At 52.5% G+C, this 16,533-nt stretch carries 16 protein-coding genes; 14 read left to right on the top strand and 2 right to left on the bottom strand.

Annotation, left to right across the window (positions count from 1 at the left end; all coding sequences use genetic code 11):
* Nucleotides 1-8: 8 nt before the first annotated feature.
* Nucleotides 9-3,134 (top strand): efflux RND transporter permease subunit, encoded by a 3,126-nt coding sequence (locus ACNA05_RS02140; protein WP_415809728.1) that lies wholly within the window; start codon nt 9-11, stop codon nt 3,132-3,134.
* 54 nt (nt 3,135-3,188) lie between these two features.
* Nucleotides 3,189-5,216 (top strand): heavy metal translocating P-type ATPase, encoded by a 2,028-nt coding sequence (locus ACNA05_RS02135; protein ID WP_415809727.1) that lies wholly within the window; start codon nt 3,189-3,191, stop codon nt 5,214-5,216.
* 20 nt (nt 5,217-5,236) lie between these two features.
* Here the strand turns inward: ACNA05_RS02135 and ACNA05_RS02130 are convergent, their stop codons facing one another.
* Complete coding sequence (locus tag ACNA05_RS02130; RefSeq protein WP_415809726.1) at nt 5,237-6,499, bottom strand: hypothetical protein; 1,263 nt, start codon at nt 6,497-6,499, stop codon at nt 5,237-5,239.
* Nucleotides 6,500-6,717: 218 nt separating this feature from the next.
* The gene (locus ACNA05_RS02125) at nt 6,718-6,894 is read right to left on the bottom strand and encodes a hypothetical protein (RefSeq protein WP_415809725.1); all 177 of its coding nucleotides are present in this window, start codon (nt 6,892-6,894) and stop codon (nt 6,718-6,720) included.
* A 115-nt stretch (nt 6,895-7,009) separates the two neighbouring features.
* On the opposite strand from ACNA05_RS02125, the gene ACNA05_RS02120 reads away from it, so the two are divergent.
* The 12 genes from ACNA05_RS02120 to ACNA05_RS02065 all read left to right on the top strand — a co-directional run bounded on the left by ACNA05_RS02120 (nt 7,010) and on the right by ACNA05_RS02065 (nt 16,521).
* Nucleotides 7,010-7,354 (top strand): DUF3703 domain-containing protein, encoded by a 345-nt coding sequence (locus ACNA05_RS02120; protein WP_415809724.1) that lies wholly within the window; start codon nt 7,010-7,012, stop codon nt 7,352-7,354.
* 338 nt (nt 7,355-7,692) lie between these two features.
* Nucleotides 7,693-8,295: an antirestriction protein ArdA gene (locus ACNA05_RS02115; protein ID WP_415809723.1), complete on the top strand. Its 603-nt coding sequence runs from the start codon at nt 7,693-7,695 to the stop codon at nt 8,293-8,295.
* Between the two features lies 1 nt (nt 8,296).
* Nucleotides 8,297-8,491, top strand: a complete 195-nt coding sequence (locus ACNA05_RS02110; protein WP_415809722.1) for a hypothetical protein — start codon at nt 8,297-8,299, stop codon at nt 8,489-8,491.
* Nucleotides 8,488-8,964 (top strand): hypothetical protein, encoded by a 477-nt coding sequence (locus tag ACNA05_RS02105; RefSeq protein ID WP_415809721.1) that lies wholly within the window; start codon nt 8,488-8,490, stop codon nt 8,962-8,964. Before ACNA05_RS02110 ends, ACNA05_RS02105 begins: the two co-directional genes overlap by 4 nt.
* The gene (locus tag ACNA05_RS02100; RefSeq protein ID WP_415809720.1) at nt 8,961-9,242 is read left to right on the top strand and encodes a hypothetical protein; all 282 of its coding nucleotides are present in this window, start codon (nt 8,961-8,963) and stop codon (nt 9,240-9,242) included. The genes ACNA05_RS02105 and ACNA05_RS02100 overlap by 4 nt, the downstream gene beginning before the upstream one ends.
* 45 nt (nt 9,243-9,287) lie before the next feature.
* Nucleotides 9,288-11,057, top strand: a complete 1,770-nt coding sequence (locus ACNA05_RS02095) for a ParB/RepB/Spo0J family partition protein (RefSeq protein ID WP_415809719.1) — start codon at nt 9,288-9,290, stop codon at nt 11,055-11,057.
* 758 nt (nt 11,058-11,815) lie between these two features.
* A complete protein-coding gene (locus tag ACNA05_RS02090; protein WP_415809718.1) occupies nt 11,816-12,142 on the top strand; it encodes a DUF736 domain-containing protein in 327 nt (108 codons plus the stop codon).
* Nucleotides 12,143-12,258: 116 nt separating this feature from the next.
* On the top strand, nt 12,259-13,059 hold the full coding sequence (locus tag ACNA05_RS02085; protein WP_415809717.1) for a DNA -binding domain-containing protein: 801 nt from the start codon (nt 12,259-12,261) through the stop codon (nt 13,057-13,059).
* Nucleotides 13,060-13,181: 122 nt separating this feature from the next.
* Nucleotides 13,182-13,418 (top strand): helix-turn-helix domain-containing protein, encoded by a 237-nt coding sequence (locus tag ACNA05_RS02080; protein WP_415809716.1) that lies wholly within the window; start codon nt 13,182-13,184, stop codon nt 13,416-13,418.
* The gene (locus tag ACNA05_RS02075; protein WP_415809715.1) at nt 13,388-13,870 is read left to right on the top strand and encodes a DUF2840 domain-containing protein; all 483 of its coding nucleotides are present in this window, start codon (nt 13,388-13,390) and stop codon (nt 13,868-13,870) included. Before ACNA05_RS02080 ends, ACNA05_RS02075 begins: the two co-directional genes overlap by 31 nt.
* Nucleotides 13,860-14,414 (top strand): S26 family signal peptidase, encoded by a 555-nt coding sequence (locus tag ACNA05_RS02070; RefSeq protein WP_415809714.1) that lies wholly within the window; start codon nt 13,860-13,862, stop codon nt 14,412-14,414. Before ACNA05_RS02075 ends, ACNA05_RS02070 begins: the two co-directional genes overlap by 11 nt.
* A 187-nt stretch (nt 14,415-14,601) precedes the next feature.
* Entirely contained in the window at nt 14,602-16,521 is a 1,920-nt protein-coding gene (locus ACNA05_RS02065) for a DUF3363 domain-containing protein (RefSeq protein WP_415809713.1), read from the top strand.
* Nucleotides 16,522-16,533 lie beyond the last annotated feature (12 nt).

Raw genomic sequence — 16,533 nt, 5'->3', positions numbered from 1 at the left:
ATAGAGATATGTTTAATTTTATGCACCGTATTGCAGGTGGCAGGCTCCTCGCCGCCATTGCTGCGCTCGCCATTACTCTTGGCGGTATTTACGCCTTTCGCGCTTTGCCCGTGGACGCTTTTCCCGATGTGACGCCTTCTCTGGTTCAGGTCTTCACGGAGACTGAAGGGCTCGCCCCTGAAGAGGTTGAGCGCTATGTGACCTATCCGATAGAGAGCGCCATGGCAGGTTTGCCAAAGCTAAAAAACATGCGCTCAGTGTCTAATTTTGGATTGTCCGTCGTCAATATTTACTTTGAAGACGGCACAGATGTTTACTTTGCCCGTCAAGTTGTCGGGGAAAGATTAACCGAAGCGCGGGGGAATATCCCGGACGGATTTGGTGACCCTAAAATGGGGCCTATCTCTACGGGACTGGGTATCATTCTCTATTTCAGACTGGAGGACGCCACAGGCACGCGCAGCCTTGTCGATATGCGTGAAATCCAAGACTGGATTATTAAATATCAGCTGCAAACAGTTCCGGGCGTGACAGAGGTTCTGTCGCTCGGCGGGTATGAAAAACAATATCAGGTTCAGCTCGATCCTGATGCCTTGCAAGCTTATAACCTTCAAATCGGCGATGTGATGAGCGCGCTTGAACGCGGGAATAAAACCGAAGGCGCGCAATTTCTCGAAATCGGTGCTGAGCAATATACCGTTCGCGGCGTTGGCCTCGCACGCTCCATTGAAGACTTATCGGACATCGTTGTCAATGTTGACGATGGCCGTCCCATCCGCGTGCGCGATCTGGGCGAAATCATCATTGGCGGCGGCGTACGCCAAGGTCTTGCGACGGCCAATGGTGAAGGCGAAGTTGTGGCAGGTCTTGTATTGAAACTCTACGGCACGAACACATCCGATGTGATTGCCAAAGTACAGACACGGTTTGATGAAATCAATACGACCTTGCCGGAAGGCGTAACAGCCATTCCTTACTATGATCAGGGCACGCTCGTAAACAAAGCCTCCGCCACCGTCACAACGGCGTTATGGCAAGGGGCCTTACTGGTCGCAATTGTTGTCTTCATCTTTCTGGGGGGCTGGCGTCCGAGCTTGGTTGTTGTGCTGTCTATTCCTTTCTCTGTTGGTTTTGCTTTTATCGCGATGCAGTTTTTAGGGATAGGCGCGAACCTTATGTCTTTGGGCGGGGTTGCGATAGCTATTGGGATGATGGTGGATGGGGCCATCGTGATTACGGAAAATGTTGATCGAGGATTAGCAGAGAGTGATGTTAACGCAGATACACGCACGGTTGTAGCGCGTTCATCCGCTGAAGTGATTGCGCCTCTGATTGCTGCCGTCATTGTCGTTATCGTCGTGTTCTTGCCATTGTTCTCTCTGCAAGGTGTGGAAGGTAAGACATTTCGGCCACTCGCCGCATCGGCTGCGCTAGCCATGACAGGGTCTCTGTTCTATGCCGCGCTTATTGCGCCGGCCGTGGCAAATGCCCTCATGCGCAAATCTTCCAAGGCTAAATCCGATAAGCCTGATTTTTTGGCAAAATATGTCAGCAAGGCGGCAAGCCTCTTTGTGAAAAGACGCTTTGCGGCTATCTTGTTGGCGGGCATCTTGTTACTGGTGGGTGGTCTGGCCGGATCACGGTTGGGTTCTGAATTCACGCCCGCCTTGGAAGAAGGCGACATTTTGCTGCGCATGACCATGGCCCCGTCTATTTCACTGACAGAAGCGTCAGCGACAACGACACGTATTGAAAAACGTCTCTTAGGCGCGTTCCCGGAAATCAAATCCATTGTCACCCGCATTGGTCGCGGCGAAGTCGGAGCGCATGCCGATCCGACCAATAGCGCTGAAAGTTTTGTGGAACTCCAACCAAAAGATCAGTGGCGGGCTGGTATGTCCGCGGAGGATTTGCGCACGGAAATTTCCGAAAATTTAGAAAGCTATCCGGGAATTGTTGTTAATATCGGGCAGCCCATTGCTATGTCTGTTGATGAATTACTGACAGGCACACGCGCAGAACTCGCCGTTAAAATCTTTGGTCCTGACAGTGAGGTTTTGCTGGAACAGTCCAAAGTCCTGCAATCCCTGTTGCAGCAGGTCGACGGCGCGGCGGAAGTGCAAGCGGATCAAATCACGGGGGCACCGCAGCTTGTCGTTACCGTCGATCGTGCGGCTTTGGGGCGTTACGGCCTTGACGTTGAAGAGGCGCTGGACGCGCTTCGGGCCTCGGTTGGCGGCTCGGAAGCGGGCGCATTGTTCGAAGGCGTGCGGCAATTTCCGATTGTCGTGCGGCTTCGCGCTGAGGACAGAAATTCGGCTGACGCCATTAGCCGAATTATTCTGAAATCCTCAACAGGCGCGCGCGTGCCTTTGGAGAGTGTTGCGAAGATTGAAACCGTCATAGGACCGCGCCAAATCACGCGTGAAGATGGTGAGCGCTTTATCACCGTGCAGTCAAATGTGCGGGATCGTGATATTGGCTCCTTCGTTCAAGACGCGCAGGCCTTAACAGCCAGCCAGCTTGATCTGCCGCCGGGTTACCGCCTTGTATGGGGAGGCCAATTTGAATTGCAGCAACAAGCCAATGCGCGCTTTGCCGTTGTTATTCCCATAACGCTGGCGATTGTGTTCTTCATCTTGCTCATCACATTCGGGCGGATGAAATCGGCCATCCTTATCTTGCTCAATATTCCACTGGCCTTAACAGGCGGCGCTCTGGCACTTTGGCTCACTGGTTTGCCTGTCTCGGTTCCCGCCACAGTTGGCTTCATTGCGTTATTCGGGATTGCACTCGGAAACGGCATGGTACTGGTCAGCTTTATGGATGACTTTGCCCGCGCGGGACGAGATCGTGACAGGCTTGCCATTGACGCGGCAGGCCTTCGGGCGCGTCCCGTCTTGATGACGGCGCTGACAACCGCTTTGGGGCTTGCGCCATTGCTCCTCGCCACAGGCGTGGGCGCGGAAGTGCAGCGGCCTTTGGCCACCGTCGTCATTGGCGGCTTAGTCACCTCAACTGTGCTCACGCTTCTTGTCATGCCCGCGCTTCATAAATGGTTCTCGCCGAAGCCCGGCGGGCACCATTCCATGGTTGAGACGTTACATGAGAGCAAACCGGCGCTCGCTGAATAAAACATGGCTTCGATGGGTTAGCTCCATCGGAGCCTGATTAAAAAGGATAGACATATGTCTGATAAACATAACCACGATGACGCGAGCCATGACGACGATCACAGCCAGGATGACGGCCATAATCACGCCCACGATGACGTCTTTAATCGCCTTCTGGGTGGGCGGGCTGAAATCATATTTGCAGCCCTTTGCGGGCTCTGTTTGCTCATAGGTTGGCTCGGGCCGAAACTTAATCTTATTCCCGCTCAAGCCGGGTTTGTATTCTTGCTCGCGGCCTATTTCTTCGGTGGTTATTACGCCTTGCGTGAAGCCCTTGGGAAAATCTTCAAAGGTCAATTCCAGATCGATTTTCTGATGCTCGTCGCGGCTTCGGGCGCGGCCTTCTTGGGCGAATGGGCGGAAGGTGCATTTTTGCTCTTCCTCTTCGCCATTGGCCATGCGCTGGAGAACTATGCGATGGCCCGCGCCCGAAATGCCGTCGCGGCGCTTGCGGATTTGACACCTGATGAAGCTTTGGTGCGGCGGGGCGGCAAAACAGAGACCGTTTTGATTGAAGACCTCGTAATCGGCGACATTGTCATCGTGCGTTCCAATGAACGCCTGCCTGCCGACGGATTTGTGATCAAAGGCACAAGTGCTGTCAATCAAGCGCCCATTACGGGTGAAAGTGCGCCGGTAGATAAAATGCCGGTTAAGGATAGCGCAATTGCCTTGGAAAATCCGGAAGTCGTGTCCGCATCGGGCCGCGTCTTTGCAGGCTCAATAAACGGCAGCGGGAGCCTTGAAATCCAAGTCACAAAATTGGCCGGGGAAACCACTTTGGCACGGGTCATGACAATGGTGGCCGAGGCGCAAACCCGCCAATCCCCGACGCAGAGCTTTACCAAGAAGTTTGAGAAAATCTTCGTGCCGTGTGTGATTGTCTTGGCCGTTCTGACCAGTCTCTCATTCCTTGTCTTGGATGAAGATCCGGCGACAAGCTTCTACCGCGCGATGGCGGTCTTGGTGGCCGCCAGTCCGTGCGCGTTGGCGATTGCGACGCCAAGTGCCATTCTGTCAGGGGTTGCGCGGGCCGCGCGCGGCGGTGTGCTGATTAAAGGCGGCGCGCCGCTTGAAGCCTTAGGCAGCTTAGACGCCATCGCATTTGATAAGACCGGCACGCTGACGATTGGTGAGCCGCATCTGGTCGACATCGTGCCTTACGGCGACACGTCTGAAACTGAACTGCTGGAAATCAGCGGAGCCGTGGAAGCCCTCAGCGATCATCCCTTGGCGCAAGCTGTAGTCAAAGATGTCAAAACCCGTCTTGGCGATAATCCGCGCGAGGCGTCAGACTTTGCCAATATCATCGGGCAAGGCGTATCAGCGATGGTAGGCGGTGAGCTTGTCCATATCGGTAAAACGGCGCTGTTCGATAAAGGGGCCGGAACGCCTCTGCCGGATGATTTACGGGCGCGTGTCGATGGTTTATCGGCCAATGGTCGCACGACCATTATTGTTCGGGCAGGCACGCGCTATTTGGGAGCCATTGGCCTTATGGATACGCCGCGCGATACGGCTACACCCGTTATCGCAGATCTTCGCGCATTGGGTCTCAAACGTATGATGATGATCTCGGGTGATAATCAAAATGTGGCCAATGCAGTAGCGAAAGAGGTTGGGCTCGATATCGCCTTTGGTGACCTTATGCCCGAAGACAAAGTGACCAAAATTGCAGAGCTTAAAGCCCAGGGCGGCGTCGCTATGGTCGGCGACGGCGTCAATGATGCGCCCGCAATGGCAAATGCCACAGTTGGTATTGCGATGGGGGCGGCAGGCTCTGATGTCGCTTTAGAAACCGCCGATATTGCGCTTATGGCGGATGATTTGGAAACCTTGCCCTTTGCCGTCGGTCTCAGCCGTCAGACCAGCCGAATTATTCGGCAGAATCTCTGGGCGAGTCTCGGCATTGTGGCCTTTTTGATTCCCGCTACATTATTTGGTTTGGGCATTGGCCCTGCGGTGCTCATCCATGAAGGCTCGACTTTGATTGTTGTCTTTAATGCGCTGCGTTTGCTGGGGTATAAAGATCGCCGTGTTTAGGGAATCAGGAACTTATTCCATCATGTTTTAATCTGCCATATCGCAGAATGAACATTGGGCATAACGTACCAGCGGCCACCTTCCATGCCTCGTGTTAAAGGTTTTTGGTCTTCAATCGCTTGGTAAATGCAGCGAATGATAATCTCGCCGTCAATTGCTTGTCCAAGCCGTATGCCCGTCACATTCGCCGTGACATTCGTCGCCGCTGACGCGGTATCTGTATAACCTGTTATCGTCCATCCGGTGATCTCAAGCTCAGCAAATTGGTCACGCATTTCTCCCGCGCGTTTGCCGGGGCTGCCTTCAGTCCAAAAAACCCCGGCACTACCCAAAAACCCATAATTCTTTGAAATTATTGCAGCGAGATAGTCAGCGGCCATAGCCTCCGGGCTATTATTATCAAAGTCGTGAGGGGTCCCGGACACAGCCAATATTTTGGCTTCAACATCCTCTCGCGGGGTCCAGTCTGCAGTGGCATTCTTAAGACTTTGAGTTCGCTGTATGGTCTCGCTGATGTCCTTCCATTTGGGAGGGGTCTGTTCTTTCACTGCGTCTTCTATCCTAGCCGTCTCGCTCAGGCTCGCTTCGACATAATCAATCGTCGCACGCAATATGTTGACAGCTTTTGCGGCAACAATCCGGTGTCCGTAATTTGTATCGACGCCGTGGAGAATACCATGTCGAAACGGGATAGATATCTCATCATCATTTATCTTTCGGCGCGTCTGACCAAGTAAAGCATAGGCTTTTTCCAGAGCGTCCGGACCCGATGTGAAACTATCAAATACATCCTTCTCTGCCGCACCCGAAAAAGGGTGGCGCTGGAAATACTTCAGGCAAATCCCGTCAATAATCATGAAGAGAAGCGGTACAGCGCTGATAAAATCATCTGCTAAAAGCCGCTCTTTCGCCCGTTCGAAAAGCGGCATCCAAATCCGATAAGTTTCACGATGAAATTTATATCCGGCATGTTCTAATTCTGTCTCCGCAAGAAAATAATTGGTGAGCGCCGTCTCACCTTCATCAATGCTTTCGTTCTCAACCGCCGCGATAATATGCGTTGTCGAAATGGAGTCGCATAATGTCCAGCCCAAACCTGAATAGCGATCAATGAAGACTTTGGTTGCGGCTTGAAACTTTCTAAGGTCAGCGGCGCTCTCATCCATTTTCTTGACGCTTTCGCGGATGTCTTTGTTAAATAGTCCAAGTACTTTTGCTAACGGTTTCAAAGCGTCATACTGTTCCATCATATGGTCGGATGGTTTTTTGGGTAAGTCGGTCATTTTCAATAGCCTTTAATAACGGCTCAACTTGGCATTTTAGTCAGATTACAGTCAACTGGATCACACTCCGGGCGTCTCCCTTCGCGGGCGCTTCGGGCCGGGCTGGCGTGAACCAAGCCCGCGAGCGGTCTTGGCCATTCGGCTTTCATCCCTGACGCATCCCGCTGCCGCGGGTCTATTTCAGGCGTCCGCTTGGCCGCGGACAATTCCGCAACCCGTCACACGCTTGCTGAGTGACTTTCTACAAAAGCCACAAAGCCGATCACGGTCAGACCATCCCGACCTTTGGCCGGGGCTGGCTCTGCCCGTTCTCTAAGCGGCGACGGTCTTGCGGACCTGCGCAGCCTTTGAGCTTCGCCCCAAGGGGCGAGCCAAGGGCCGCTTGGCGCCTGCATACGCTCGCGCTTCCCGGTCGCTTCGCTTTAGGGGTCGCTCGCTTATGTTTGGCAATTTTTCAATAGTAAGCTAGAAAAAGACGTTATCTAACTAAACGTAGGTCTGTCTAAAATTATGAAGCCTAAATTACGTGAAGCTTTTAATGATGAAATGAAGGCTATGAATAAAGCCTATTTAGCTGGCGATCTAAATCTATCTTTCTATCATTTGGAAAGAGCGCATATTTTAGGACAACGTAACTTTAAAACTCATCTTGAAACCCATTGGTGGATGTTGAAGATTGGCTTTGGCCGCAAAGACATCCGCGAAATTTTCGGTCAGATAATTAGAATGATAGCAGTTTTCCCCGCCAGCCTTTTTGGTTGGGTGCCAGTGGGTAATACGGGCGGGGCTAATGTGTCTGCTTTAAAACCGATGCCTATCCCGCATGACTTGGCCCTTTTCTTTGAAAATGATTAGTCCATCATCAGTTTAGACTAAAGGTGCATATCGACTAATTCAGGCAGTCGGCCCTTAACGGGCCGGCTTTTTTATTTTGTTCCCTCCTCGGGGGACGGCGGGAAGCGGTCGGCCAATCTGGCGACGGGCAGTCCCGCCACAAGGCCTTTGGCCATAGTCGTCTGAGTATCTTTTTATTGTCATACCAAAAACCTTGCGGCGCGCCTTTTTACCCGTCGCTGGACTGGCCTCTTGCCGCTTCCCCCCGCCCCCCTGCGGGGGGAACGTGCCGCGTCCCATTCTTTCATCAATGGGGCGCTTCGCGCCGCATCCTGCGGACGGCATTGGAGACCAAACCGATGACCTTTTGCCAAGCCGAGAGCCAGACCCCATTTGACCACGAGCCGCCACGACTACCCCCGCCAAACCGCGAGACGGCGAGAACGCCAGACCCTGACCCCATCCGCATCTATGTGGCTTGCCTCGCCGCTTACAATAACGGCCACTTGCATGGTGCATGGATTGAAATCACGGACGAGGCCGCTATCTGGCAAGCCGTGCAGGATATGCTTGCCAAGTCACCCATTGAGGAAGACGCCGAAGAATGGGCTATTCACGACTATGAGGGATTTGAAGGTGCGGAGGTTGGCCAGTATTTCAGTTTTGCAAATGTCGTAGAACTTGCTGATTATATCCGAGAGCGCGGCGCATTAGGGGCGCAAGTCCTCAATTATTACGGCGGTAATATTGAAGACGCTCAAGCCCGCTTTGAAGAATATGCGGGAGAATATGACAGCCTAGCGGACTACTCAGAGGAACTGACCGAGCAATCAGGGCTAGAGATACCCCAGAGCATTGCGCCCTATATCGACTACACTCGCATGGCCCATGACTATGAGCAATCAGGCGACTTTCTGACATTCAGAGTCGGCGGCAGTGTTCACATCTTTTGGGCGCACTGACATGGCCCGCTATCAAGTCAAACCCCGCGAGGACGGGCGCGGCCCGTATCGGTGGAGCCATGTGGTTAAGCGTCATAATGCTTTGCGCCAAGGCACAATTTACACGCAGATGGGCGACGACCTAGACGCTCAAGACGCCGCACATTTGCAGACCCTTTGCGACAAAGCAGGGTTTGAGATGCGGAGGGTTGCATGACCTTTACAAAGAAATTTGACGACTTTGTCTGTGAGGGCGACAGCATCACATGCGAGGTTGATGGCTACACCATCACAGCCCACATTGCCCGAGACGACACACAAGACCCGCCAGACGAGCGTCAAGACGGATTCTGGCCGAGCCTTTACCCCAATGAAGCGGGGTTTATCGGCGCGGGGAATGGATGGCGAGATCGCTTTGATAAAGCCCAAGCTAAGGCCGAGCGCGTCATGGCGGCATGGAAAAATGACGAGTGGCATTATTGCGGCGTCATTCTGTCAGTCGCGATTGATGGGCTTGTCTTAGACGACCATGCGGCAAGCCTATGGGGCATAGAAGCAAATTATCCCGACAGCGATAACGCCTATCTAACCGAAGTCGCGAATGAACTTCTGCCCGAAGCGCTTGAGACGGCGAAAGCGGAACGCAAACGGCAATGTGCCATTCTCTGTGAAACCGAGGCAGTCGCGTGACTGCGCCACGCACATATGAATCCACAGAGGTTGGAGAGCAGAGCCTGATTGACGGGGTTCGCCCGTTCGACGGGCAAACTGTCTCCCAGACAGTTTGCTTATCCGTCTCACCAATTGGCAAAAAACTGACCGCGCAAACGGCGCATCCCATGACTCCCAAACGCAACCCGAATGCAGGGCAGAAGCTTTGCGACCACGGCTTATTCTACGGTGAGGGGCAAGTGAGGGCTCCAGTGGAGCGCTCACCCCCGAACGCCGTGCGCAAATCGACTTGTTAGACCTCATTTCAAACCAAAACCAAACTTAACCAACAGGAGGCTCCCATGAGCAAACCCTTCGACTTGAAATTTATCCCGTTCAGCGCTTTGCATATCTCAAAACTGAATATGCGCCACAGTGAAACGGCCCCAGAGATTGACGATATTCTGCCGAGCGTGAAAGAGCGCGGCATCCGTCAGCCTTTAATCGTGCGCCGCGAGGGCGGCACAGCCAAGAAACCGAAATATGGTATTGTCGCAGGACGCCGCCGTTATTTTTGCCTTTCTGCTATCGCGGCAGAGGGTATTGAAATTGCCGATGTGCCCTGTTGCGTTATGGACGCAAAAGACGATGCCCTCGCCATTGAGACAAGCATCATTGAGAACGTGGCGCGATTAGCGCCCACGGAGATGGAGCAATATGAAGCGTTTAAAGTTCTATCTGACAAAGGCCAAAGCATTGACGATATTGCCGCCGTGTTTGGTATCACGCCGCATTCTGTAAAGCGCCGCCTAGCCCTTGGGTCGCTTATCCCCGATGTGCGAGACGCCTACAGCAATCAGCAGATTGACGCGGCTTCTATTCGCGCTTTAACGATGGCCACAGAGGAACAGCAAGCCGAGTGGCTAGCCTTGTTTAATTCAGACGATTACTGCCCAACAGGTAACCAGTTAAAAGCATGGCTCACGGGCGGTGGCGTAATTACGACCGACAAAGCTTTGTTTGATGTCAGCACTTACGGCGGCGATATTTTGACCGACCTCTTTGGAGAGCATGGCCAATTTGCCGATACCGAGCATTTTTGGGAAAGCCAGAACGCGGCCATAGCCGATGCCATTGAGGCCTATAAAGCCGATGGCTGGAAAGAGGTCATCTTAGGAGAGCGGGGCCATTACTTTCCCCGCTATAACCACGTTCTGCATCCCAAAGAGCAAGGCGGGCGGGTCTACGTCGAAATCCGCGATAGCGGCGAAGTCACTTTCTATGAAGGTTACATCGCGGACGCCGAGGCGCAAAAGATACGCCGCGCCCTATCAAATGGCGAGACCGAGGGCGCGAAGGCCACGACGACAAGCAAACCTGAAATGTCGGGGCCTATGGCGGATTATATGAATCTGCACCGCCATAGCATTGCACGAGCCGAGTTGATTAAGCGGCCCGATTTGGCATTGCGCTTGTCAGTCTCGCATATGATATGCGGTGCGCGAAACTGGAAGATTGACGGGAAAAGCCCCCGAAGCCGTAAGCCCGAAACCCAAGCCAGTGTGGAAGCCAGTAAGGCCGAAGCCATACTGGGCGAAGAACGCCAAGCGGTCTGCGACCTGCTTGGGCTGTCGATGGAGCACCCGCAAATCTACTACCGTCACCATAGTCCCTATGATGTCTGCGAGATCTTTGCGCGGCTTCTCACGCTTGAGGACGCAGATGTCCTGCGCGTTCAAGCCTTCTGCCTTTGCGAAACTTTGGCCGTGGATAGTAGTGAGGTTGAAGCCATTGGCATTCTGACCAAGCCAGACTTTGGTGACTATTGGTCACCCGACGATGCGTTCTTTGACATCTTGCGGGACAAGCCGACCATTAACTTAATGGTCAAAGACATTGCGGGAAAGTCTTGCGCTGATGGCGCGGTGACTGACACCGCAAAAATGCAAAAGCAGATTATCAAGAACCGTATGGCGGGGCATGGGGTGGAGGACGCAAGCCCTGACTGGCTCCCGAGATGGGCCGCTTTTCCCGCCAAGTCATACAAAGCGGTCAAAGGTTGCGCCCCTGCAGAAGCCTCGCGCGGCCTAGAGAAACTGTTCAGTCCTGCTTCAACGGACAGCCAAGAATAAAGGAAAAGCCCCCGCCAACTGGCGGGGGCTTTGCTAAGAAGGCGGGCAAATTGCGCCCCTAAAAATACCGCCCATCAGCCTGAGCCGAGACGGGTCAGAGCGCGTTAGGATTGAGACGTCTTGTAGGTTCCAGAGGGGCAAATTCATATGGCCTCTTTGCCGAAAGCCTGATCAAGATTGGAATGAAACTTTACGATGGGCCAAGGACCAGATGAACGAAGGCTGGCGAGATATAGTCTTTCAGGGCAGACATCGCAGGTCTTAAAACAGCCGCCAAGTGTACCAAGTTCCTGACCGCGGCTATCAACAGACCTCAAGTGTGAGGGCTGTTAGCCGCTCTCTTCATTGTCATTATAGCGGCAATGTTGATTAGGGCTTAAGGGGCCGCCGAGATTAAGGATGTCTTTCAAGTCACCCTCGTCATGTTTAGTCAGGGCATATGCAAATGCCTGCACCATGATTTGGGCGTCTCAAAATCATATCAACAAAATGATAGGAGGAGCCAAATTCCCTGCTGATGTCAAAATAACCTGCACAAAACCTGCTATGCCGAATAGGCGTCGCGTCACTCTTTTCCTCTCTGTGATTTTGAAGGAAATCACATATTCATCGCGAAACAAAAGAGCGTCCCTTTGGCCTATCTCCACTCCGTTCCGGGACGCTTCGCGCCTCTGCAAATCAGAACTTGAGCGGACGGTTCTTGTCAGCAGGGAGATTGGCTCCCAAGATTTCGCTGACATAATTTGGAGACTGAAACCATGGCACAAGCACTTGGATATGTAACGAAAAATGAAGTGGGTAACTTTCAAGGCACCCTGAATCTCGGCGGCGCGTCCCGCATCAACATTGTCGCAAATGACAATAAAGAGACCGACAAACAGCCCGACTTTCGGATTGTTGATAGCCGCGGTCAGGAACTTGGCGGCGGCTGGTTAAAGACCGGCGAAGTCAGCGGGAAAGAATATATCTCGCTCACCTTCGCCCATCCGACCCTCGGCCCGCGTAAAGTTTACGCCAATCTTGGTCAGGCTTACGGCAAAGAGGCGGATGAATTTGCGATCCTCTGGAACCCGCAAGACGACTAAATCCTTCCGCGCCCCGACCCGCATCAGCTCACGCTGATGTGGGTATTTTTATGTTTTTACATTATCCTACATTCGTAGGGTTGTTGCAAAGCACAATTATTCCTCATGATTAGAACATGCGGGAAAAAGCCCAGAATAGAGGGCCTGCATCCGAGACGTATGCAGGATTTGCGTGGGATTATTTACGGCGCAACATTGCCTATGCCCGTGATTTTGAGAGTATCTTGTCGTCAGATAAGTTTGACAATACGTCCGCACAAGGATCAATCCGCTATGAAATGGACGTTGATAAACAAGCTCACCGCTGGGGTTTAGAGTGTTTTGAGTCGCCTAGTTCAACTGGTTTAGATGCCCTCGTTATCTGGCGTCAGGATGCGTTTCCGGGCGCGTTGTCTGTTCAATATCACGATGATTTGGACCAAGATCATGATGGAAAGTCATTCAAACTTTCCAATTTTGATTGCCATAAACAACATTATGTCAAAGCTGACGGGACGCGTATCAGTGTGATTAAATCAGCTGAATTTTGGCTTCAAATTTCAGGAAAGCCCGAAGATATTGAAAGTGAAGATCAGCCCTTTTCTGTGCTCATTGACGGCGGAAAAGGGGCAAGACGGCGCATTGATGCACTTCGTCAACTCACATCACTCAGTCGAAACGGGTCTGAAAACTTCAAATTATTGGGACGTCAAAAGGCGTTCACCAAGATGAGAAATGCGCTTTTCGCATATGATATTCGTGCCAATGGGGGCTCTTATAAAGATGTTGGCCTCGCGCTTTTTGGCGCTGAAAATGTGCAGCAGAACTGGGATTCCAATGGCGGTTTTCTAAAGGCCCGCGCTGTACGCGCGTTCAAATTTGGAGAGCGAATGGTCGCTCAAGATTACCAAAGCCTCCTGCCTAAGAAGACAATATAGCGCCCGTATCGTTTTTTGAACGTCCCAAAAACGTGACTCCATAAATACTCAAGGTTGTGTCTTGATTCGTTGCATTAACATGCGCGGTCAAGCGCAGACGTGGTGAATGAAGTGAGATTGACATGGGCGAGAGTTTAAAAAGACAGAATATACCGAGACGAAAAATACTGCTGGATGATGTGCCAAGCCCGTTTCTATTGCCGGACGAAGCTGCCGTTTTCTTGAGGCTGGATGAGCGCACGCTCGCGAATTATAGGTCTAATAAAACGGGGCCCGTCTATCGCAAACATGGTGGCTCGATCTGTTATCACCGCGATGACTTACGGGAATGGTCGACAATCACAGCGGCAAAGATGTGACCGGCCTTACCGTCATTCAGTGCCATTTTGTGAGAGGCCTGCTCAATCACAGGCTAAGGTTTGGGACGCCTGACAAGACGGTCAAACTTGATAAATATCGTAAATTGGCTTGCTTTAAGCCCGGCGCAACACTCGGCTATATTCGCTGGCGCGCCAATGAATATGGAACACAGGACTGGCGTTTCTTCATTTTGAAAACGCAAAATAAAGGCCTGCTGACCCGCGTGCCGGGTGTTTCGCCCGCTGTCAAAGTGCTGGCGGCTTTCAATGGAACGCCATCTGTGAAGCGGGCCTTAAGCGCATTTGATGATGTCGAGGACACTCTATCTGCGCCCATTGAGACATTGCCCGACGCTTACTGGATCTCTTTTCAGAATGACCTCTCAACACGGGAATCACTAAACGGACTATTGCTCCATTCCTCGCCTTCGGAGGCGCGCAATGTTGTTTAAGGCCATTATTGCAGGCGTGATGACCCTCGCTGTCATCGGAACGGCAGGGCAAGTTATCTTCCCGCCAAAGCCTGTCCTATTTTATAATCCCAGCTATAGCGCGCAGGTTGGATGGTATCGCTTGCAGCCAGAAGAGCCCGTGACTTTGGGCGCGCAAGTGGCGGCTTATGCCCCCGAATGGGCGAGAAAATTAGCGGATGAGCGGGGCTATTTGCCTTATGATTACCCTCTCATAAAGACGGTCTGGGCCGTCCATCGGGATGAGGTCTGTTACAATAATCAATCGGTTAGCGTTCCAAAACGTCCTGATATTCCCGTGCTGGGGCAGGATGTTTTGGGACGCGATATGCCTCAAAAGTCGGGCTGTATTGTCCTGAAATCGGATGAATATTTGTTGATATCCCCCGATGTGCAGACGGGGTTTGATAGTCGATATTTTGGGCCTGTCCGTTCTGAGAATATCCTTGGTGTGGTTCAATATATGGAGGATCCCAAGAATCTTAAATCGTCGGAAAAGCCTAATTTAGTGGGGTTTGAGGGGTGAATTTAAGAGGGCAAGATAAAGGGCGCGGCCCAAAATGGCCTAAGCCATTGTCTGCACATCTTTTTTCGCGGGACGCGAGGGGTTTGGGCCGGGACGTGGGTTCGGCGCAATCCCCCATAGAACCTGAGAAAAAGGCCGGGACGTGGACTGATATTGCGGATTTTGCACGGGTTTCGGGGCTTTTGTCATGAGCGGCGATAATCAATTCAACGTTCGGCTCGGAAGAATATTATCGCCCAACGGTACAGGGTGCTTTGTAAGCTTTGCGGGACAAGTGCGGCGAGCAGCACAAAGATCATCGCGTTCGTCGGGCGGGCGCAGCAGGAAACAGGGCGTTATCGCCGAGCAGTATTTCTCGCGCCGGGTGATTGTCAAAGTCCATCTCGTGAAGATGGGTGCTTACGGCAAAGATGCGCAGCGCCATCACTTAGACTACATTCAAAGGGACAGTGCCGCCCGCGAGGGCGAGACGGGTCTTCTTTATAGCCGTGATGAGGTGATGATTGACAGCGAAGAATTTCACGAGCGGGGTATGGATGACCGGCACCAGTTCCGCGTGATCGTTTCGCCCGAAGACGGAAAAGAATTGGGTGACCTGCGCAGCTATACCCGTAACGTCATGGCCCAGATGGAGCGCGATTTGGGCACAAAGCTCGATTGGGTGGCTGCCAATCACTATGACACCGCTAACCCGCACAGCCATGTCGTTATCCGCGGCGTAACGGAAACAGGTTCAACGCTCATCATTCCGAGAGACTATATCTCCCACGGCATGAGAGAGGCGGCGGAACATATCGCGACTTTAGAGCTTGGGCCGACTACACAGATTGATGTCGCGAAAAAACTGGCACTGTCCGTGAGGCATGACCGATTCACATCGATTGACCGGGACTTACTTTCCAAGGCGCAATACCAAATCGTTGATTTGTCAAAGCTGCCGCTGGACGGGTCAGACTGGTCGCAGCGCTTTGAAAAGTGGCGTGTGAAATATCTAAGCTCCCTAGGGCTTGCCGAGAAGGTTGGGTTCGGCAAATGGCGGCTTGATGATAATTTTGAACGTACGCTGCGCCGCATGGGTGACCGAAGCGATATTCTCAAAGCCTATCATCGGGCCATGGCACGCGCCAAACTTGACCGCAGCCTCGACCGCGAGCCGATTTATGATCCGGCGGAAAAACTGGCTCGCCCCATCACCGGAAAAGTCATTGAAAAAGGCTTGCTCGATGATGTGAATGATCGCAGCTATATTGTTCTTGATACGATGCAGGGCGAGGCCCTCTTTGTTGAGACTGGCCGAGAGGCTAACCTTGCGCAAATAGAACGGGGCATGGTCGTAACCGCAGGGCCGCAAACCTATGCGCCTAAGGCATCAGATAGGACTATCGCTGATATCGCGTCTAAACGCGACGGCATATACAGTCCGTCTTTTCACGAGATGAGTGACCCCAGCGCGCGCGAAGAATTTATCAAAGCGCATGTGCGGCGGTTAGAAGCTATGCGGCGTGTCGGTCATGCAGAGCGAAATTCAGACGGGTCGTGGAAGGTTCCGAAAGACTATCTCAAACGCGCCGTAAAGTATGAAAAATCCCGCAGTTTTGGAAACCCTGTTAAATTAGACATTCGGTCTCGCGCGCCGCTAAAGGAGCTGACGCAGACGATGGGTAAGACATGGCTTGATACTGAGTTGACGAAGGGTGCTGCCGAAAGCGATACGTCAGGGTTCGGGCAAGAGGTCGAAACCCTAAAGGCACAACGCCAGAAGTTCCTGCTTTCACAAAAGCTCATACAGAGGTCATCAGGGGTAACGCAAACCACGCTAGACACGCTTGAAAAAATCGATCTTGATGCGGCGGGCAAAACGCTCAGCGAGCAAATCGGCAAGTCCTACAAAGCCGCGCCTGAATCCGGACGCATTTCTGGAATATACCGTGAGGCCATTCAGAGGCCCAGCGGGAAATATGCCGTCATCGAGAAGTCCAAAGAGTTTACGCTCGTACCGTGGCGAGACACGATGGACAGAAATTTGGGTAAATCAATTTCAGGCGTGGTGAAAGGTCAGACGATTTCATGGACACTCACAAAGACCAGAGGACAAAGCATTTCATAGACGGAGGAAGAT

This window comes from Litorimonas haliclonae (assembly GCF_965138505.1).
GTDB classification, from domain to species: Bacteria; Pseudomonadota; Alphaproteobacteria; order Caulobacterales; family Maricaulaceae; genus Litorimonas; species Litorimonas haliclonae.
The sequence above is the reverse complement of the archived record's forward strand: the minus strand, read 5'-3'. Positions and strand labels throughout refer to the sequence as shown.